Here is an 18,489-nt window from a genome sequence, read left to right on the forward strand (position 1 = left end):
GCTGCGTCGGCCGCGACTCGGGCTTGAATCGGCAGCGCGCCTGACGCAGCCTCGCTTGCGCTCGGCAGCTGCTACGGGGGGCCTTGATGGGGGTGGATAAGACGGTATCTACGCAGAAGGCTCGCTCAAGTTGTGTAGATACCCATGCCCCGATGGCGATAGCCCAGGCACCACCCGACTCAAAGCCCCGCCGCCGCCAGGTTCGGCGCCACCCAGTCACTCACCTGGAACGGCTTGCGAATCAGCTTCTCCTTGGAGGCCAGGTCCACCGAACCCTGCAATCTAGCCAGGAACACCGGGTCCAGGGTCGACGGGAAAATCTCGCTGAGGGTCTGGTCTTTCAAGTCATTGGTGAGGATCACCGGCGGGTAACTGGCCAGCCCGGACACCAGCGCTATGTAGGCTTGCTTGTTGTTGTCATCGGTCAACCAGTGCACCGCCTGCTGCTGGGCCTTGAGCAGCTTGGCGACGGCGTCGGGGTGCTCGTCGACAAACTGTTTGCTGCCCACCAGCACCGCCTGGACGCTGCCGGCGCCGCCGAGGTCCTTGGTGGTCAGCGGTATTTCAGCCAGCCCCTTGGCTTGTAACGCCGTCAGGTTCGAACCGCCCCAGGTGGCGTCGATCTGCTTGGCGGCCAGCGCGGCATTGGCGGCGTTGTAGTCCAGGCTGATGACTTTGAGGTCCTTCTCACTCAAGCCCTGGCTGGCCAATGCACTGTCGAACGACAACTGGCTGGCCGTGCCACGGAACACCGCGACACGCTTGCCCTTGAGGTCCTGCAAGGTCTTGATGCCAGAACCCGGCACCACGCCGAGGTACTGCTTGATGTCCCGCGCGGTGGCACTGAGCAGGCGCGTCTCCAGGCCATTGGAGCGGCCGATGATCGCCGCCAGGTCGCCCAGGTACGCCAGGTCCACCTGCCCGTTGGCGAAGGCTTCGTTGATCACAGGGCCGGCGCCCTTGAAGTAATTCCACTGGATCTTGATGCCTTGGTCGGCGAAGGCTTTTTCGAAGATCTGCTGCTCGCGCAGCACGTCCGTTATGCCCCCGCCGCTGTGCTGGCTGCCTGCGCTGAGGTCGGGCACGGCGATGCGGATTTCCTTGAGGTCGGCAGCCTGTACCAGGCCCGCCAGTGCGGTGCCTGCGACCAGGGTGATCAGACGTTTGAACGGCAGTTTCATAAGCGCAGCTCCTTGTGGGCGAGGGTCGCCTGGGGAGCAGAAAGTAGGCACAACCTGGTCAAAACTTTAAATACTATAAATTCACAATTTAATAGCTTTTAGAGCTATGCGAAGGGAAACGCAGACTCCAGAGGGCTATGCATGAATAGCATCGAAAATATTCTTCGAATGCATTGGATGCGTGCCGGGGCGAGGCTTTAAATGGCTTTTCTTATCCCCCAATCATCTTGATTACGTTTTTATAAGATCGAAATCACATAACGCCCTTGGCGACAACGGAGGTCCTCCATGGCCCGAATCTCACTTTTGAGCCTCCCGCTCCCGGCTCCCGGCGCCACACCACGTTGGCCGCTGCGCAGTGAACGGCTGTTGCCATGGTTGCTGCCGGTGACGCTGTTTGCGCTGTGGTGGCTGGCCAGCCGCAATCACTGGATGAGCGAGCAGATCCTGCCGCCACCGTCCCTGGTGTGGAGCAGCGCCGTGGAACTGGCCGGCGGCGAGCTGTGGAGCCACCTGGCGATCAGCCTGCAACGCCTGTTCTGGGGGTTGCTGGCGGGGATTGGCGCCGGGGCGCTGCTGGGGGCGGTGCTGGGTTTCAGCGCGCGCGCCGAGCGCCTGGTGTTTCCGACGTTCAGCGCGTTGTCGCAAGTACCGACCCTGGCCTGGATTCCGCTGTTCATGGTGTTCTTCGGCATTGGCGAAACCCTGAAACTGGTGGTGCTGGTGAAGGCGATCGTGGTGCCCGTGACCCTGCATACCCTGGTGGGGGTGCGCGACGCCCAACCCCAGTTGCGTGAAGCCGCCCGCGTGCTGCGCCTGCCCACGCACCTGTTGATCCGTCGCCTGATCCTGCCTGCCGCGCTGCCCGCCTTTATGGCCGGCGTGCGCCTGGCCCTGGCGGCCGGCTGGACCTCGCTGCTGGCGGTGGAGTTGCTGGCCTCCAGCGAAGGCATCGGCTACCTGATGGTGTGGGCGCGCCAGCTGTTCATGCTCGATATCGTCTTCGTGTGCATCGTGGTCATCGGCGTATTCGGCGTGGTGATGGACCGTGGCATTGGCTGGCTGGACCGCAAATGGGTGCACTGGCCCCACCCGGCCACGGCGCAGATTCGTCGCGGTCCGCGCTATCAAGGCTGGCAGCGCCTGCAACCGTGGGTGCTGCCCCTGCTGTTGCTGGCGCTGTGGCAGGTCGCGACGCAACAAGGCTGGGTCGACCCGAACATTCTGGTCAGCCCATGGGTGGTGCTGCACACCACCGTCGCCGGGGTGGTGGATGGCAACCTCAGCGGTGCACTGGGCACCAGCCTGGGGCGAAGCCTGGGCGGGTTGCTGCTCGGTGGCGGCGTTGGCTTTGCCATGGGCCTGTGGCTGGGACTGTCACGGCGCAGTGAGCGGGTACTCGGGCCGACCCTGAGCGCCTTGCGCCAGATCGCGATTTTCGCCTGGGTGCCGCTGCTCACTGCCTGGTTTGGCCTGGGTGAGTTGGCCAAGTGGGTGTTTATCGCCCTCGCCGCCTTCTTCCCGTTGTTTATCGCCACCCAACGCAGCGTGCTGAATCTGTCGCCACAGCTCAACGAAGCGGCGCAGGTGTTGCGCCTGAACCTGTTCCAACGGCTGCGACGCCTGGTACTGCCAGGTGCCGCAGCCGGCATTTTCGCCGGCCTGCGCCTGAGCCTGATCTACGCCTGGCTGGGCACCATCGGTGCGGAATATTTCATGCCGTCCAACGGCGGTATCGGCAGCCTGATGATCGGCGCCCAACAACTGCTGCGCATGGACCTGATCATGAGCGGCATGCTCCTGGTCGGCCTTACCGGCGCGGCCCTCAACCTGATCGGCCAGCGCATCGAAACCCGCGCCACCCGCTGGAGAAACGCATGAACGCACCTATCGTCAGCTTCAACCATGTGGGCAAGACCTTCGACGTCGACGACTTCGAGCTGGAAGCCATCCGCGAATTCAACCTGGAGATTGCCGAAGGCGAATTCGTTGCGATTGTCGGCTCCAGCGGCTGCGGCAAATCCACCCTGCTGCGTTTGCTGGTGGGGCTGGATACGCAGTTTCGCGGCGAGATCCGCGTCGACGGTAAAGCCGTGAGCGGCATTGGCGGCGAGCGCGGCATCGTGTTCCAGGAGCACCGTTTGTTCCCCTGGCTCACCGTGGCGGAAAACATCGGCCTGGGCCTGGTCAACGAGCCACTGAGCGAAGCAGAGCGCAATCGGCGCATCAGCGATTTTATCGAGCTGGTCGGCCTCACCGACTTCACCCGCGCCTATCCGCACCAACTGTCCGGCGGCATGGCGCAACGGGTGGCGATTGCCCGCGGCCTGGTGGCCAGCCCGCGCATCCTGCTGCTGGACGAACCCTTCGGCGCCCTCGACGCCCTGACTCGCCAGCAGATGCAGGACGAACTCCTGGCGATCCGCGCCCGCGCCAAAATCACCACGGTATTGGTGACCCACGATGTGGAGGAAGCGATTTTCCTCGCCGACCGGGTGGTGGTGATGGAGCCTCGGCCGGGGCGGATCAAGCAGGTGGTGGACGTCGCCCTGCCACATCCACGTCAGCGCAGCAGTTTTGAATTCCATCAACTGCGTGAAGAACTGCTGCATGAATTGACCAACGATGGCCACTACCAGCCGCCGGTGCGCGAACAGATCCGCGATCTGCCATTGGCCTTTATTGCCTGTTGAAAAAAGGAGTGCCTTGATGCCGCAACGTCCCAATTTTCTCGTGATCCTGGCCGATGACATGGGCTTCTCGGACCTCGGTGCGTTTGGCGGGGAAATTTCCACGCCGCACCTGGACGCACTCGCCCTGAACGGCCTGCGCCTGACCGACTTCCACACCGCCCCGACGTGCTCGCCTACCCGCTCGATGCTGCTCACCGGCACCGACCACCATATCGCCGGTATCGGCACCATGGCCGAGGCACTGACCCCGGAGCTGATCGGCAAGCCCGGCTACGAGGGCTACTTGAATGACAAGGTGGTGGCACTGCCGGAGTTGCTGCGCGAAGCCGGTTACCAGACATTGATGAGCGGCAAGTGGCACTTGGGCCTGACCGCCGAACTCGCGCCCCACGCCCGCGGTTTCGAGCGCTCGTTCTCGCTGCTGCCGGGCGCCGCCAACCATTACGGCTTCGAGCCGACCTACGACGAGCACACCCCGGGCCTGCTCAAGTCCACCCCGGCGCTGTACATCGAAGACGACCGGTTCGTCGAGCAACTGCCCAAGGACTTCTATTCCTCCGATGCCTTCGGCGACAAGCTGCTGCACTACCTCAAGGAGCGCGACCAGGCCCGGCCGTTCTTCGCCTACCTGCCGTTTTCCGCCCCGCACTGGCCGTTGCAGGCGCCTGCGGACATCGTCGAAAAGTACCGTGGCCGCTACGACGCCGGCCCCGAAGTGCTGCGCCTGGAACGCCTGGAAAAACTCAAGGCACTCGGGCTGATCGATGCCGACGTCGAGCCCCATCCGTTGATCGAGCTGAACACCCAGTGGGCCGCCTTGAGCGACGAACAGCGCCAGGTGTCGGCGCGGGCCATGGAGGTGTATGCGGCGATGGTCGAGCGCATGGACTGGAACATCGGCCGAGTGGTGGATTACCTGCGCCAGCAGGGGCAGTTGGACAATACGTTCATTGTGTTCATGTCCGACAACGGCGCCGAAGGTGCGCTGCTGGAGGCGTTCCCCAAGTTCGGGCCGCAGTTGCTCACCTACCTCAACCAGCATTACGACAACAGCCTCGACAATATCGGCCGCGCCAACTCCTACGTCTGGTATGGCCCGTCATGGGCGCAGGTGGCGACGGCGCCGTCGCGATTGTTCAAGGCGTTCACCACCGAGGGCGGGATTCGCGTGCCGGCGCTGGTGCACTATCCGCAGTTGTCGCTCAAAGGTCGTATCAGCCATGGGTTCGGCACGGTGATGGACATCACGCCGACCATCCTCGACCTGGCCGGCGTGCGCCATCCGGGCAAACAATGGCGTGGCAAGCCGGTGGCGCCGCTGCGGGGCAAGTCGTGGCTGGGCTTCCTCTCCGGCGAGACCGCCCAGGTGCACGACGAAAACACGGTGACCGGCTGGGAACTGTTTGGCCGCCGCGCGATTCGCCAGGGCCAGTGGAAAGCCGTGTACATCCCCGGCCCGGTGGGCCCGGCGACCTGGCAGCTGTATGACCTGGGCCAGGACCCCGGCGAAATCCACGACCTGGCCTTGAGTCATCCGGACAAGCTCGCCACGTTGATCGGCCACTGGCAGCAGTACGTCGACGAAACCGGCGTGGTGCTCAGCGCATCGCCGTTTCAGCCGGATTGAGCCGGGCCTGGGGCGACGCCATGGGTTCAAGCCGATTGGCCCGCGCAAACGTGCCGAAATCATTGAAGCGCACGCCCATCTCGGCCATGACCTTATGCGCTACCTTGGCCGTCATCTGGCGGATGTAGAACGGCTCCTTCACCACAAAATGGTGAATCCCGTGGGTGCTGCCGAAGTTGAAGCAGAACGCCTGCAACGGCCACAGCCACCACGGGTTCAACACTTGGGTTTGCTGGATCACATTGCCCGGTTCCACATCGCCGTAGTAGTGCATGTTGGAGCTGACAAAGTGCAGGCAAAAGGTGCGCAGCACATTGGGGCCGATGATCACCACGGCGGCGATGTCGATCACCTGCATCATCTGCAAGGTGCCGGCGGACCAGTCGATCGGCGTGCCCAGCAGGCTGGCGATGCCGTTGGCGGCATGGAAGCCGAGGAAGATATACCACGCGCCCCAATGCAGCAGCGCCAGGGGCGCGTAGACCAGCAGCGAGCGCTTGAGGATCTTGAGTTTGTGGCCCCAGGTCCTGGCGCGCAGCATGCGGATAAACGCCGACATCACGTTATCGCCCACCATCAGCAACCGCGCCAGGCCCCAGGGCTCGCCGTTGGTGATCGCACGTTCCTCCATATCGGTCTCGGTGCCGGAGACCTTGTGGTGATTGAGGTGCAGGTGACGACGGATCCACGGGTTGATGGTGCTCGGCCGCGCCAGCCACACCAGGCCCATCATCAGGTTGTGGGGCACGCGCTGTTTGCGAAAGTACATGCTGTGGATCAGGTCGTGTTCCAGCTCGTGGGTCAGTGAGGCCAGGAACGCATTGAGCAGCAGGCAGGCCCACCAGGCCATGTGACCGCTGATATAGAGCGCCGCCGAGCCCATCATGCCGAGCAAGGCAAAGGCCAGGATACCCGCGCCCAGGGCGTCCTGATGTTGCAGCCACGGGTGCCGGCGACGCAAGCGCACGCCTTCGGCGAGCACCACTTCACGGATATGCGCCGAACGCTGTTGCGCGTTCATCTGCTGGGGACTTGCAGAAGTACCGTCCATGCTCCCATCCTCTTATTCATTGATGGTTACATCCTGCACCAGGGCTTCTTGCAGGACGCTAGCCCCACACGCCAACCTGTTGACCGCAAGCGCCAATCGCCATGACCGAACCGACTTCCCTCGCCAGCTGGACCCGCGCCCTGCGCAAGCAGCTCGATGCCCTGGGCCTCGACAGCGCCGCGCTGTGCGCCCAGGCCGGGCTTGATCCGCAGCAGATGGATGACCCCAATGCGCGTTATCCGCTGTCGGCCACCACGCGCCTGTGGGAACTGGCGGTGCAGGCCAGCGGCGATCCGGCCATCGGGTTGCGGGTATCGCGGTTTGTCAGCCCGACCACCTTTCATGCGCTGGGTTATGCGCTGGTGGCGAGCGGCAGCCTGCGCGAGGTGTTCGAGCGCATCGTGCGGTATCACCAGGTGGTCAGCGATGCCCTGAGCCTGGAACTCAGCGGCGATGGCGAGCGCTACCGCTTTCGCCTGCTGCAACCGCCAGGCAGGCCGGCGCCGGCGCTGGAGGCCATCGATGCATTTGCCGCGATCTATGTGCGCACGTGCCGCAATCGCCTGGGCCGCGACTATGCACCGCTGGCGGTTTACCTGCGACGCCCGCAACCCGCCGACCCCAAGCCCTGGCACACGGTGTTCCGCGCACCGGTGTTTTTCGGCGCCGAGGAAGACCGCCTCGAATTCGCCGCCAGCGATTTCGACAGCCACCTGGACGACGCCAACCCGGAACTGGCCGAACACAACGAAACCGTGCTCAAACGCACCCTGGCGCAACTGCAACCGCTGACCTGGGAACGCAAGGTGCGCGCGGCCATCGAGGCGCAACTGCCCGATGGCGAGCCGAGTGCCGAGCGGATTGCCCAGGCGCTGCATTTGAGCCTGCGCAGTCTGCAGCGGCATCTGGCGGATGAGGGGTGTCGGTTTGATGCGTTGCTCAATGAATGCCGGGAGAATCTGGCGTTGTTGCACCTGCGGGATCCGCAGTGCTCATTGGCGGAGATCAGTCATCTGTTGGGGTTTGCTGATACCAGCAGCTTTAACCGGGCGTTCAAGCGCTGGACGGGGATGACGCCGGGGCAGTTTCGGGATGGGTTGCGGTAGGGGGATGTGTGGGGAGGCTGAGGGCCTCATCGGGGGCAAGCCCCCTCCCACATTTGAAATGCGTTCTCCTGTGGGAGGGGGCTTGCTCCCGATGGCGATCGCTCAGCGACCCCGATCGCGCCGCAACAGTTTCCTGACCCGCATCACCAACCCCTTGGCCTCAAACGGCTTGAGCAGGTAATCATCCTCATGCAACTCCAGACCGCGCAGGCGATCTTCAATCCCGCCCGGCGTGGTCAGGAACAACACCGGCGTCTCACCCTTCTGCCGGATCGCCTGCTGCAGCTTCCAGGCATTCAGGCCTGGCAACATCACATCCAGGATCACCAGGTCGTATTCGGCGCTTTCGACAAAGCGCTGCGCGGCCATGCCGTTGGCCGCGACTTCCACGGTGTAGCCGGCCTCGTTCAAGCCCCGGGCCATCCGCTGTGCCTCTTCGGATTCATGTTCCACTAACAGCACACGCATAACACACCTCGATTGATCAGGTTTGCAGGCTAACACCCTCAGGTGTGCGCCGCCTCTCGTAGCCGCTGTGCATCGAGGATTTCGATCTCGCCATAGCCCAGGCGCACGATGCCCTGGGCTTGCAGGTCCTTGAGCAAGGCATTGGTGGTCTGGCGCGACAGGCTCAACATCGCCGCCAGGTCTTCCTGGGGCAGTTGCAGCACGCGTTTTGAAGGCGCCATGTCGCCGTAGCCCTCAACGATCATCAACAGCCGGTGGGCCAGGCGCACCGAAGCGGGCATCAGGCTGAGCTGTTCGAGGCCGATAAAACTCAGGCGCAGCTTCTGGCTCATCAGCAACGCCAGGTCGCGCCAGTACCGGGGGGACTCCTCGAGGATCTTCAGCAGCGCCTGCTGCGACACCTGCACCAGCGTGCACGGCCCCGTGGCGCAGGCGTCGTGGGTGCGCGGCAAGCCGTCGAACAGGCAGATCTCGCCGAACCAGTAGGGCGCCCCCACCAGGCTCAACAGCGCTTCCTTGCCGTGCTCATTCACCGCACTGACGCGCAACGTGCCCTCGAGCACCGCATACAAGCCGCAGGGCGGGTCGCCGCGCTTGAACAGGTACTGTCCCGCCGTCAGCTGCCGCAGCCGCGCATGGGCCAGCAGACTATGCTGGAAAGGTACGGGCAGGTGACTGAACCAGTGACCGACGGCCAACCGGGCGTGCCATTGCGTCGCATCCATGAGAACTCCGAAGATTGTCGCCCAACTGACAGTTAGTCCCAGGCTGACAGGGCATGATCAAACATCCTACAGGAGGAACAACAATGAAAAGCCTCGTCGATCACCTCAGTCAATACGCCGCGTACCACCGCGATCCGCGCAATATCGCCAGCCACTTCATCGGCATCCCGCTGATTGTGGTCGCCGTGGCTGTGCTGCTGTCACGCCCCGAATGGGCCGTGGGCGGGCTGTGGCTTTCCCCGGCGGTGATAGTGGCGCTGTTTTCGGCGTGGTTTTACCTGCGGCTTGAACTGGCCCTGGGCGTGCTGATGACGGTGTTGATGGGTTTGTCGGTATGGGCCGGGCACGTGTTGGCGGCGCAGAGCACGATGGTGTGGCTCAGCAGCGGGGTGGGAATGTTCGTGGTGGGCTGGGTGATTCAGTTTGTCGGGCATTACTACGAGGGCAGGAAGCCGGCGTTTGTGGACGACGTGTCGGGGCTGATTGTGGGACCGTTGTTTGTGGTGGCGGAGGTGGCGTTTTTGCTGGGGTTGCGCCAGGGTTTGAAGCAGCAGATCGAAGAGCGCTCGGGACCGGTGGTTCGCCGCGATCTGAAGCCGAGACAGATCTGAATGTGGGAGGGGGCTTGCCCCCGATGGCGGTGTTTCAGTCAGCTTATCTGCTGCTGACCCACTGCTATCGGGGGCAAGCCCCCTCCCACATTTGGTCCCAGTTTCAGAATTGGTTTTGCGGTGAACTCAGGCTTTTTGCCAGACCTTGGGTTTGAAGAACAGGGTCTCGCCACGGGCCAGGCCGGTCAGGCTGTCGTGGTCCTTCACCACTTCGGCTTCGATCAGCTCGCTCTGGCCTTCGACCTTCAAGGTGACCCGCGTGGTCGCGCCCAATGGACGAATATCACGCACCTCGGCCGCGTGATGATCTTCCAGTTCGTGGCGCGACAGCGACACTTCGTGGGGGCGGAACAGCACGTGCTTGTCTTCACCCAGGTGCAGGCGGTTGGAGTCGCCGAGGAAGTGGTAGACGAAATCGCTGGCCGGGTTTTCGTAGACGTCGCCCGGTGAGCCGATCTGCTCGATCACGCCCTTGTTCATCACCACGATGCGGTCGGCGACTTCCATGGCCTCTTCTTGGTCGTGGGTCACGAACACCGAGGTCAGGTTGATGTCTTCGTGCAGGCGCGCCAGCCAGCGGCGCAGTTCCTTACGCACCTTGGCGTCGAGGGCGCCGAAGGGTTCATCCAGCAGCAGCACCTTCGGCTCGACCGCCAACGCACGGGCCAGGGCGATACGCTGGCGCTGGCCACCGGAGAGTTGTTCCGGGTAACGGTCGGCCAGCCAGTCCAGCTGCACCATGTTCAGCAGTTCGTGAACCTTGGCCGCAATCTGGCTTTCGCTCGGGCGCTGGTTCTTCGGCTTCATGCGCAGGCCGAAGGCGACGTTGTCGAACACGGTCATGTGGCGGAACAGCGCGTAGTGCTGGAACACAAAACCGACGTTGCGATCACGCACGTCGTGGCCGGAGACGTCTTCACCGTGGAACACGATGCTGCCGTCATCCGGGGTTTCCAGGCCGGCGATGATGCGCAGCAAGGTGGTCTTGCCGCAGCCGGAAGGCCCAAGCAAGGCCACCAGCTCGCCACTCTGGATATCCAGGTTGATGCTGTCCAGGGCCTTGAAGGCGTTGAAGTTCTTGCTGACGTTACGGACTTCGATCGACATGACTTATTCCTCAGCCGCACTGGCGCGCAGGCGATTAATACGGTTCTCGCTCCACTGCTTGAGCAGCAGGATGAAGAGCGCCAGGATCAGCAGCAGACTCGCCACCGCAAACGCGGCAACGTGGTTGTATTCGTTGTAGAGAATCTCGACGTGCAGCGGCAAGGTGTTGGTCACGCCGCGAATATGGCCGGACACCACCGACACCGCGCCGAACTCCCCCATGGCCCGCGCGGTACACAGCACCACGCCGTAGATCAGGCCCCATTTGATATTCGGCACGGTGACATGCCAGAACATCTGCCAGCCATTGGCACCCAGCAGGCGTGCGGCCTCTTCTTCCTGGGTGCCCTGCTCCTGCATCAGCGGGATCAGTTCGCGGGCGACGAACGGCACGGTGACGAAAATGGTCGCCAGCACGATGCCGGGCAAGGCGAACACGATCTGGATGTCATGCGCCTGCAACCAAGGGCCAAACAGGCCCTGGGCGCCGAACATCAGCACGTAGACCAGGCCGGCGATCACCGGGGAGACCGAGAACGGCAGGTCGATCAGCGTCACCAGGATGCTCTTGCCACGGAACGAGTACTTGCTCACGCACCAGGCCGCGCTGACGCCGAATACCAGGTTGAGCGGCACCGAAATCAGCACGGCGATCACCGTGAGTTTCAGCGCGGACAACGCGTCCGGTTCAAGGATCGCGGTGAAAAACGCACCGAGGCCGTTCTTCAAGCCCTGGGACACCACGATAAACAGCGGCAGCAGCAGGAACAGGAAGAACACCAGCCAGCCCAGGCTGATCAGGATGCGCCGGGACACAGCGCTGCCACGGCGGGCTGCGTTGGCCGAGGATGCCGCGGAAATAGACGATTGGGACATGTTCCGCGCCTCCTTATGGACGTTCGATGCGCCGCTGCAACAAGTTGATCAGCAGCAGCAGGACAAAGGAAACCACCAGCATCAGTACGCCAATGGAGGTGGCGCCGCGGTAGTCGTACTGGTCGAGCTTGACCATGATCAGCAACGGCAGGATCTCGGTTTTCATCGGCATGTTGCCGGCGATGAAAATCACCGAACCGTACTCACCGACGCCACGGGCAAACGCCAGGGCGAAGCCGGTCAGCCAGGCGGGCAGCAGCGCGGGGACGAGGATGTAGCGGAACACCTGCAACGGCTTGGCGCCCAGGCAGGCGGCGGCTTCTTCGATTTCCCGGGGGATATCGGCGAGTACCGGCTGCACCGTGCGCACCACGAACGGCAGGGTCACGAAGGTCAGCGCCAGGGTGATGCCCAAGGGGCTGTAGGCGATCTTGAAGCCCAGGTCGGCGGCGAACTGGCCCACCAGGCCGGTCGGCGTGTACAGGGCAGTCAGGGCAATACCGGCCACGGCGGTGGGCAGGGCGAACGGCAGGTCGATCATCGCGTCGATGATCTTGCGGCCGGGGAAGGTGTAGCGCACCAGCACCCAGGCCAGCAGCGTGCCGATCACGCCATTGATCAGGGCGGCGTACAGCGCGGTGCTGAAACTCAGCTTCAACGCCGCCAGCACACGGGGTGCGGAGATGATGTTCCAGAACTGATCCCAGGTGAGTTGAGCGGCGTGTACGAACATCGCCGCGAGGGGGATGAGTACGATCAGGCTGAGGTACACCACGGTGTAGCCCAGCGTCAGCCCGAAGCCGGGTATGACGGGGGAAATACGACGCGACATAAGAGTCCTTGGTTAGCGGAACTGACACACAAAACCCGCAGGTGAATGCGGGCTCTGTGGGCGGGTTGTTGCTCGGCTTACTGCGCCGTGTAGATCTGGTCGAACACGCCACCGTCGTTAAAGAATTTCGGCTGGGCAGTTTTCCAGCCGCCGAAGTCTTTGTCGATAGTCACCAGGTCCAGTTTCGGGAACTGCTGGGCGTATTTGGCGGCCACTTTTGCATCCCGTGGGCGGTAGAAGTTCTTCGCCGCAATCTCCTGGCCAGCCGGGCTGTACAGGTGCTTGAGGTATTCAGTGGCGATCTCGGTATTGCCCTTTTTCTCGGCGTTCTTGTCGACCACGGCCACCGGCGGCTCCGCAAGGATCGACAGGGACGGCACGACGATGTCGAACTTGTCGGCGCCGCCGTCTTCTTTCAGGGCCAGGAATGCCTCGTTTTCCCAGGCCAGCAACACGTCGCCCTGACCGTTGTTGACGAAGGTAATGGTCGAGCCGCGCGCGCCGGTGTCGAGGATCGGCACGTGCTTGAACAGCTCCTTGACGTATTCCTGGGCCTTGGCTTCGCTGCCACCGGATTTCAGGCCGTAGGCCCAGGCGGCAAGGAAGTTCCAGCGCGCACCGCCGGAGGTTTTCGGGTTAGGCGTGATCACCGACACGTCTTTCTTGATCAGGTCGCCCCAATCCTTGATACCTTTAGGGTTGCCCTTGCGCACCAGGAACACGATGGTCGAGGTGTATGGGGTGCTCGCATCCGGCAGGCGGGTCTGCCAGTTTTCCGGCAGGGTCTTGCCCAGCTTGGCGATTTCGTCGATGTCACCGGCCAGGGCCAGGGTCACCACGTCGGCGCGCAGGCCGTCGATCACCGCCCGACCTTGCTTGCCCGAGCCACCGTGGGATTGCTGGATCTTGACGGTGTCGCCGGGGTGGGACTGTTTCCAGAAGTTGGTGAACTCAGCGTTGTAGTCCTGGTACAGCTCACGGGTAGGATCGTACGAAACGTTGAGCAACTCGTAGTCCTTGGCAACCGCGGAACCGGCAAACACGGCGCTGGCCAGGGCGGCCAGGGCATAACGGCGAATCGACGACATAGAAGCTCCTGAAAATTCTGGGTGTTGGCTTTTTCTTATAGTGACGGGGTCTATCGCCGTTATCGCTTAGCTCGGTTTGTTACCCGGGTTCTGCAAACGGAATTTTTCCTTGCGTTCGATCTGTACCACTTGAGCGTTGTGCACAGTGATTTCCACCGCGCCAAACCGCAGATCGCGCAAGGCGCTCTGGATCTCGCGCAAAATGGCTGCTTCGTCCTGGCCGTCGACGCTACGTAGAGATGCGCTCATGGTCTCGCTCCTGAAATGAATAGTGCCTCGCAGTGGCGGCACTGCTTGCGGCGTAGGGCGATAGTAGATAAGCGCGGATATTCTTAAAAATACTATTTAAGAATGTTTATATAACCAGAAAGAATTTTCTGGCAGGACGTGGGGTTGCGCGCTTGTTTTGCGACCGAGCGCTGAAATAACGCCTTGTGAATATCCCAATGTGGGAGGGGGCAAGCCCCCTCCCACATTTGAATGCATTTCAAGCCTGGATGGCGGGGGCGCAGTCCCAGTCAATGGCCTGCGCCGGCATCGGCCGCCCAAACCAGTACCCCTGGCCCATATCGCAGTGCTGCTCCAACAAGAACCGCGCCTGCTCCACCTGTTCGATCCCCTCGGCATGCACCTGCATGCCCATGCTTTTCGCCAGGGCGATCACCACCCGCACGATGGCGGCATCGTCTTCGTCCCACGGCAGCCCGGCGACAAAGCCCTGGTCGATCTTGAGTTTCTGCACCGGCAGGCGCTTGAGGCGCAGCAGGGAGGAATAGCCGGTGCCGAAGTCATCGATGGCCAGGCGCAAGCCCAGTTCGCGCAGGCGGTGCAGTTGTTCCAGGGCCACTTCGGGGTCGTCCATCACCGCGCTTTCGGTGACTTCCAACTCCAGGAAGGCCGGATCCAGGCCGGTAGCGTGCAGCACCTGGGCGACTTGATCGTAGAGTTCGCGCCGGGCAAACAGGCGGCTGGATACGTTGATTGCAATAAAGCTCAGCGGCGCGCCGTCGGCCAGCCATCGACACATCTGTCGGCAGGCCTGGTCCATCACCCATCCATCGATCTCGGCAATCAACCCGGTGCGTTCGGCAATGGGGATGAAATCACCCGGCGGCACCAGGCCACGCTCGGGGTGTTGCCAGCGCACCAGTGCTTCGACGCCGATCAGGCGGCTGGTGTGCAAGTCGTGCACCGGTTGGTAGTAGACGCGCAGCTCCTGCTGTTCGAGGGCGCGGCGCAGTTCGCTGGCGATTTCCACCCGGTTCTGCGCGTGGGCGGTGAGTTCTTCGGTGTACAACGCGTAGCCTTCGCGGCCCACGCTTTTGGCCTTGAAGAGCGCGGAATCGGCGTTGCGCAACAATTGCTCGGCGCTCAGGGCATCATTGGGGAACAGGCTGATGCCGATGCTGGCGCTGATAAACAGCTGATGGCCGTCAAAGATGAACGGCTGCTTCATCACATCCAGCATGCGCTGTGCCAAAGCCGCCGCCTGCACCACCTGTGAGCAGTTTTCCGCGAGCACCGCGAACTCATCCCCGCCCAGGCGCGCCAGGGTCACGCCGGGGCCGAACAGCGCCTTGAGCCGCTCGCCCACCAGCTTGAGCAACTGGTCGCCCACATTATGGCCAAGGCTGTCGTTGATGATCTTGAAGTGATCCAGGTCCAGCAACAGCAGGGCGCAGCCGCGCTTGTGGAGTTGCGCCGAGGCCAGCGCCTGCTCGGCACGGTCGGTGAACAGCAGGCGGTTGGGCAGGTCGGTCAGCGGGTCGTGGTGAGCCAGGTGGGCCAGTTCGTGCTCAGAATCCTTGATGGCGCTGATGTCGGAAAACACCGCGACGTAATGGCTGATATGGCCCAGGTCATCGTGAATCACACGAATGGTTTGCCACTGTGGATAAATCTCACCGCTTTTGCGCCGATTCCAGATTTCACCGCTCCATTCACCGGTGTGTTCCAGGGTCTGGAACATCTGTTGATAGAAATTCGACGAATGGCGACCGGACTTGAACAGGCTCGGCTGCCGGCCCATGACGTCATCGCGCTGGTAGCCGGTGATTTCCATGAAGGCCCGGTTCACATGCACGATCAGGCCCTTGGCGTCGGTGACCAACACCCCTTCGCGGGTGCAATCGAACACGGCAGCAGCCTGGCGCAGGCGCTCGCGGTTCTCTTTCAAGGGTTGCTGCTGGTCGGCCCGGGCAGATCGGGCACAGATCAGGTAGATCAACCAGGCACTGAGCGCCACCCACACATAACCGCGCACCTGCAACCACCGGTGCAGGTCGGTCGGATTATCGAGAAACTCGATCAATACCCGATGAGTGAGGCCTATCCAGACGCTCGAAGCCAGCAGGTATACCAGCCCAGCACGCAGGGCTCCTCGGTATGAAAACAGCATATGCCCAGTAATCCTTACTAAAAGCCCAGAATCGTCCTACAAAGAATGGGGATTATAGGATATGTAACATCTCGTAAGTCTTATCTGAAAGGGCCGCTGGTTTTCTCTGTAGGCTTAGTGATAATGCGTGTGCTGTTCTTTTCTTTATCTGAGGGCCATACAGCCTATGTGGTACAACGGTTTTCTTGACTTGTCGGCCTGGCAACTGGTGGCAGTCACCCTGTTGATGACCCACGTGACCATCGTTGGGGTCACGGTCTATCTGCACCGCTATTCAGCCCATCGCTCCCTGGAGCTCAATGCCGGCCTGAAACACTTCTTCCGCTTCTGGCTGTGGCTGACCACGGCACAGAACACCCGCGAGTGGACCGCCATCCACCGCAAGCACCACGCCAAGTGCGAGACCGTCGACGATCCCCACAGCCCGGTGATCAAGGGCTTGTCCACCGTATTGCGCAAAGGCGCCGAGCTGTACCGTGCCGAGGCCGAAAACCCCGAGACCCTGCGCATCTACGGCAAGAACTGCCCGGACGACTGGATCGAGCGCAAGCTCTACACCCCTCACCCGCTGCTGGGTGTGGCGATCATGGGCGTGATCGACCTGCTGCTGTTCGGCGCCATCGGCATCACCATCTGGGCAATCCAGATGATGTGGATTCCGTTCTGGGCCGCCGGCGTGATCAACGGCCTGGGCCATGCCGTGGGCTATCGCAACTTCGAATGCCGTGACGCCGCCACCAACCTGGTGCCGTGGGGCATCATCGTCGGCGGCGAAGAGCTGCACAACAATCACCACACCTACCCCAACTCGGCCAAGCTGTCGGTGAAGAAGTGGGAATTCGACCTGGGTTGGGCATGGATCAAGGTGTTCAGCTTCCTGCGCCTGGCCAAGGTGCAGCGCGTGGCACCGATTGCCCACCGCGTGGAAGGCAAGGGTCACCTGGACATGGACACCGCCATGGCGATCCTCAACAACCGCTTCCAGATCATGGCCCAGTACCGCAAGTTGGTGATCGGCCCGTTGGTCAAGCAGGAGCTGGAAAAAGTCGATCACTCGGTGCGCCACCAGTTCCACCGCGCCAAACGCCTGCTGTCGCGGGAAACCAGCCTGCTGGACGACCGCCACCACCTGCGGATCCAGAGCATGCTGGAACACAGCCAGGCGCTGAAAGTGATCTACGAAAAACGCCTGGCGCTGCAGCAGATCTGGCTCAAGACCAGCTCCAACGGCCACGATATGCTCGCCGCCATCAAGGAATGGGTGCACGAGGCCGAGGCCAGCGGCATCCAGTCCCTGCGGGATTTTGCCCACCAATTGAAGACCTATTCGCTGCGTCCTGCGGCGGTCTGACAGTCGCGTGGGAGGGCTTGCCCTCCCACCTATCAGCTTTTTGGCGCCATTTCTCGGACACCGCCAATCGAGCCTGTTGACGGAACTTCACTGCAATTCGCCTCTCTCAATGAACACTTCGCCATCATGGTGGCCCCTTGTAGTGACCGCTGCTCGATCTTGCGGCGCGCCCAGAGAGAGTTGTGCCGATGGTTCTCGAAAAGCCCTTCACCGCCGACAGCCCTACCGCTGACCCTCCGCGTCCGGCCGCGGCAGCAACCCTGCTGGCACTGGTACATGCCCAGGGCGAAGTCGAGCGACTGAGTGAGCGCGAACAATTGCTCAGTTCTCTGCTGGTCAGCGTAAACGCCGTGCTGTGGGCCATCGATTGGCAGACCCGCCGCGTGCTCTACGTCAGCCCGGCATACGAGCGGATTTTTGGACGTTCCGCCGGCCTGCTGCTGGCCGACCACCGCGAATGGCGCAACAGCATTCACCCCGAAGACCTCGATTACGCCGAACACAGCCTGGCGCGCGTGCTGGAGCAGGGGGCCGTGGAAGACCGCGAGTACCGCATCATCACCGCCGACGGGCAGATCCGCTGGCTGAGCGACAAGTGCTACATCAACCAGCAGGTCGAGCCCGGCGAGCCGGTGATCGTCGTCGGCATGGCCGAAGACATCACGGAAAAAAAACAGCTGGAACTGGAGCTGCACCGTCTCGCCACCACCGACGTGCTGACCCAGAGCAGCAACCGCCGACACTTCTTCGAATGCGCCAACCAGGCCTTCGACAGCGCCTGCGCCCAAGGCGCGCCGCTGGCCTTCCTACTGCTGGACATCGATGACTTCAAGGACGTCAACGACACCTACGGCCACCTGGAGGGCGACCAGGTGCTGCGGCGTATCGCCGAGAGCGGTCGCGGGGTACTGCGCCGTGGCGACCTGTTCGGGCGCATTGGCGGCGAAGAGTTCGCCGCAGTTCTGCCGGGTTGCGCGCCGGAGATGGCGCTGCAAGTGGCCGAGCGCCTGGGCAAGGAGATTCAGGCGCTGAGCTTCAGCTATGAGGGCCAGGCGTTCAGCGTGACCATCAGCCAGGGCCTGGCCAGCCTGACCGAGGAAGACTCCACCCTGGACAGCCTGTTCGCCCGCGCCGATGCCGCCATGTATGAGGCCAAGCGCCTGGGCAAGAATCGCGTCATCGCTGGCTGAATGCCGATCACTGTGGGAGGGGGCTTGCCCCAATTCCGGTCAGTTAAGAAGTAGAAAGGGTAAAAAGTAACCTGTGGCGAGGGAGCTTGCTCCCGTTGGACTGCGCAGCAGTCCCGTTTTTTTCAAACAAAGAGCTGGGGCCGCTTCGCGGCCCAACGGGAGCAAGCTCCCTCGCCACAGGTACG

Annotated in this window: 17 protein-coding genes; 7 read left to right on the forward strand and 10 right to left on the reverse strand. The window is 62.4% G+C overall.

The window, feature by feature from the left end; genetic code table 11:
- Positions 1–179 precede the first annotated feature (179 nt).
- Positions 180–1,181 carry an ABC transporter substrate-binding protein gene (locus BM416_RS29935; protein ID WP_092490362.1) on the reverse strand — a complete coding sequence of 334 codons (1,002 nt, stop codon included), beginning with the start codon at positions 1,179–1,181 and terminating at the stop codon, positions 180–182.
- Between the two features lie 288 nt (positions 1,182–1,469).
- Here BM416_RS29935 and BM416_RS29940 point away from each other — a divergent pair, with 288 nt between their 5' ends.
- The 3 genes from BM416_RS29940 to BM416_RS29950 are packed head-to-tail and all read left to right on the forward strand — an operon-like array spanning position 1,470 to position 5,501.
- Positions 1,470–3,062, forward strand: coding sequence for an ABC transporter permease (locus tag BM416_RS29940; protein ID WP_092490363.1), 1,593 nt, complete (start codon positions 1,470–1,472; stop codon positions 3,060–3,062).
- A complete protein-coding gene (locus BM416_RS29945) occupies positions 3,059–3,874 on the forward strand; it encodes an ABC transporter ATP-binding protein (RefSeq protein WP_092490364.1) in 816 nt (271 codons plus the stop codon). Before BM416_RS29940 ends, BM416_RS29945 begins: the two co-directional genes overlap by 4 nt.
- 16 nt (positions 3,875–3,890) lie before the next feature.
- A complete protein-coding gene (locus tag BM416_RS29950; protein ID WP_092490365.1) occupies positions 3,891–5,501 on the forward strand; it encodes an arylsulfatase in 1,611 nt (536 codons plus the stop codon).
- Here the strand turns inward: BM416_RS29950 and BM416_RS29955 are convergent.
- Positions 5,473–6,552: a fatty acid desaturase gene (locus BM416_RS29955; RefSeq protein WP_092490366.1), complete on the reverse strand. Its 1,080-nt coding sequence runs from the start codon at positions 6,550–6,552 to the stop codon at positions 5,473–5,475. The two genes, BM416_RS29950 and BM416_RS29955, sit on opposite strands and share 29 nt — an antisense overlap.
- A gap of 101 nt (positions 6,553–6,653) precedes the next feature.
- On the opposite strand from BM416_RS29955, the gene BM416_RS29960 reads away from it, so the two are divergent.
- Positions 6,654–7,658 carry an AraC family transcriptional regulator gene (locus BM416_RS29960; protein WP_092490367.1) on the forward strand — a complete coding sequence of 335 codons (1,005 nt, stop codon included), beginning with the start codon at positions 6,654–6,656 and terminating at the stop codon, positions 7,656–7,658.
- A gap of 102 nt (positions 7,659–7,760) precedes the next feature.
- On the opposite strand, the gene BM416_RS29965 is transcribed toward BM416_RS29960, so the two are convergent.
- Together BM416_RS29965 and BM416_RS29970 are read right to left on the reverse strand one after the other, a co-directional pair.
- Positions 7,761–8,126, reverse strand: coding sequence for a response regulator (locus tag BM416_RS29965; protein ID WP_065926326.1), 366 nt, complete (start codon positions 8,124–8,126; stop codon positions 7,761–7,763).
- Positions 8,127–8,164: 38 nt separating this feature from the next.
- Positions 8,165–8,851, reverse strand: a complete 687-nt coding sequence (locus tag BM416_RS29970; RefSeq protein ID WP_092490368.1) for a Crp/Fnr family transcriptional regulator — start codon at positions 8,849–8,851, stop codon at positions 8,165–8,167.
- Positions 8,852–8,934: 83 nt separating this feature from the next.
- On the opposite strand from BM416_RS29970, the gene BM416_RS29975 reads away from it, so the two are divergent.
- Positions 8,935–9,462, forward strand: a complete 528-nt coding sequence (locus BM416_RS29975) for an Mpo1 family 2-hydroxy fatty acid dioxygenase (protein WP_092490369.1) — start codon at positions 8,935–8,937, stop codon at positions 9,460–9,462.
- A 126-nt stretch (positions 9,463–9,588) separates the two neighbouring features.
- Here the strand turns inward: BM416_RS29975 and BM416_RS29980 are convergent, their stop codons facing one another.
- The 6 genes from BM416_RS29980 to dibA form a co-directional block, all read right to left on the reverse strand.
- Positions 9,589–10,569 carry a sulfate/molybdate ABC transporter ATP-binding protein gene (locus BM416_RS29980; protein ID WP_092490370.1) on the reverse strand — a complete coding sequence of 327 codons (981 nt, stop codon included), beginning with the start codon at positions 10,567–10,569 and terminating at the stop codon, positions 9,589–9,591.
- Positions 10,570–10,572: 3 nt separating this feature from the next.
- Entirely contained in the window at positions 10,573–11,445 is an 873-nt protein-coding gene (gene cysW / locus BM416_RS29985) for a sulfate ABC transporter permease subunit CysW (RefSeq protein ID WP_027607867.1), read from the reverse strand.
- Between the two features lie 13 nt (positions 11,446–11,458).
- Positions 11,459–12,277 carry a sulfate ABC transporter permease subunit CysT gene (gene cysT / locus BM416_RS29990; RefSeq protein ID WP_027607868.1) on the reverse strand — a complete coding sequence of 273 codons (819 nt, stop codon included), beginning with the start codon at positions 12,275–12,277 and terminating at the stop codon, positions 11,459–11,461.
- A 77-nt stretch (positions 12,278–12,354) separates the two neighbouring features.
- Entirely contained in the window at positions 12,355–13,365 is a 1,011-nt protein-coding gene (locus tag BM416_RS29995; RefSeq protein ID WP_027607869.1) for a sulfate ABC transporter substrate-binding protein, read from the reverse strand.
- A 66-nt stretch (positions 13,366–13,431) separates the two neighbouring features.
- Positions 13,432–13,614: a sulfur starvation response protein OscA gene (oscA, locus tag BM416_RS30000; RefSeq protein WP_003170956.1), complete on the reverse strand. Its 183-nt coding sequence runs from the start codon at positions 13,612–13,614 to the stop codon at positions 13,432–13,434.
- Between the two features lie 238 nt (positions 13,615–13,852).
- Positions 13,853–15,763, reverse strand: coding sequence for a phosphodiesterase DibA (gene dibA, locus BM416_RS30005; protein WP_092490371.1), 1,911 nt, complete (start codon positions 15,761–15,763; stop codon positions 13,853–13,855).
- 166 nt (positions 15,764–15,929) lie between these two features.
- On the opposite strand from dibA, the gene desA reads away from it, so the two are divergent.
- Both desA and BM416_RS30015 read left to right on the forward strand, forming a co-directional pair.
- On the forward strand, positions 15,930–17,114 hold the full coding sequence (desA, locus tag BM416_RS30010) for a delta-9 fatty acid desaturase DesA (RefSeq protein ID WP_092490372.1): 1,185 nt from the start codon (positions 15,930–15,932) through the stop codon (positions 17,112–17,114).
- 188 nt (positions 17,115–17,302) lie between these two features.
- Entirely contained in the window at positions 17,303–18,304 is a 1,002-nt protein-coding gene (locus tag BM416_RS30015; RefSeq protein WP_065941053.1) for a sensor domain-containing diguanylate cyclase, read from the forward strand.
- The last annotated feature ends 185 nt before the right edge of the window (positions 18,305–18,489 follow it).

It is taken from the genome of Pseudomonas sp. NFACC42-2 (genome assembly GCF_900116055.1).
Classification (GTDB): domain Bacteria; phylum Pseudomonadota; class Gammaproteobacteria; order Pseudomonadales; family Pseudomonadaceae; genus Aquipseudomonas; species Aquipseudomonas marginalis.

Excerpts from the sequence above, each read along its gene's own strand:
- BM416_RS29970 (WP_092490368.1), bottom strand. The coding sequence starts at position 8,851 with ATGGATGCGACGCAATGGCACGCCCGGTTGGCCGTCGGTCACTGGTTC.
- dibA (WP_092490371.1), bottom strand. The coding sequence starts at position 15,763 with ATGCTGTTTTCATACCGAGGAGCCCTGCGTGCTGGGCTGGTATACCTG.
- BM416_RS29995 (WP_027607869.1), bottom strand. The coding sequence starts at position 13,365 with ATGTCGTCGATTCGCCGTTATGCCCTGGCCGCCCTGGCCAGCGCCGTG.
- BM416_RS29955 (WP_092490366.1), bottom strand. The coding sequence starts at position 6,552 with ATGGACGGTACTTCTGCAAGTCCCCAGCAGATGAACGCGCAACAGCGT.
- BM416_RS29965 (WP_065926326.1), bottom strand. The coding sequence starts at position 8,126 with ATGCGTGTGCTGTTAGTGGAACATGAATCCGAAGAGGCACAGCGGATG.
- oscA (WP_003170956.1), bottom strand. The coding sequence starts at position 13,614 with ATGAGCGCATCTCTACGTAGCGTCGACGGCCAGGACGAAGCAGCCATT.
- BM416_RS29950 (WP_092490365.1), top strand. The coding sequence starts at position 3,891 with ATGCCGCAACGTCCCAATTTTCTCGTGATCCTGGCCGATGACATGGGC.
- BM416_RS29935 (WP_092490362.1), bottom strand. The coding sequence starts at position 1,181 with ATGAAACTGCCGTTCAAACGTCTGATCACCCTGGTCGCAGGCACCGCA.
- BM416_RS29940 (WP_092490363.1), top strand. The coding sequence starts at position 1,470 with ATGGCCCGAATCTCACTTTTGAGCCTCCCGCTCCCGGCTCCCGGCGCC.
- cysT (WP_027607868.1), bottom strand. The coding sequence starts at position 12,277 with ATGTCGCGTCGTATTTCCCCCGTCATACCCGGCTTCGGGCTGACGCTG.
- BM416_RS29945 (WP_092490364.1), top strand. The coding sequence starts at position 3,059 with ATGAACGCACCTATCGTCAGCTTCAACCATGTGGGCAAGACCTTCGAC.
- cysW (WP_027607867.1), bottom strand. The coding sequence starts at position 11,445 with ATGTCCCAATCGTCTATTTCCGCGGCATCCTCGGCCAACGCAGCCCGC.
- BM416_RS30015 (WP_065941053.1), top strand. The coding sequence starts at position 17,303 with ATGGTTCTCGAAAAGCCCTTCACCGCCGACAGCCCTACCGCTGACCCT.
- BM416_RS29960 (WP_092490367.1), top strand. The coding sequence starts at position 6,654 with ATGACCGAACCGACTTCCCTCGCCAGCTGGACCCGCGCCCTGCGCAAG.
- BM416_RS29975 (WP_092490369.1), top strand. The coding sequence starts at position 8,935 with ATGAAAAGCCTCGTCGATCACCTCAGTCAATACGCCGCGTACCACCGC.
- BM416_RS29980 (WP_092490370.1), bottom strand. The coding sequence starts at position 10,569 with ATGTCGATCGAAGTCCGTAACGTCAGCAAGAACTTCAACGCCTTCAAG.
- desA (WP_092490372.1), top strand. The coding sequence starts at position 15,930 with ATGTGGTACAACGGTTTTCTTGACTTGTCGGCCTGGCAACTGGTGGCA.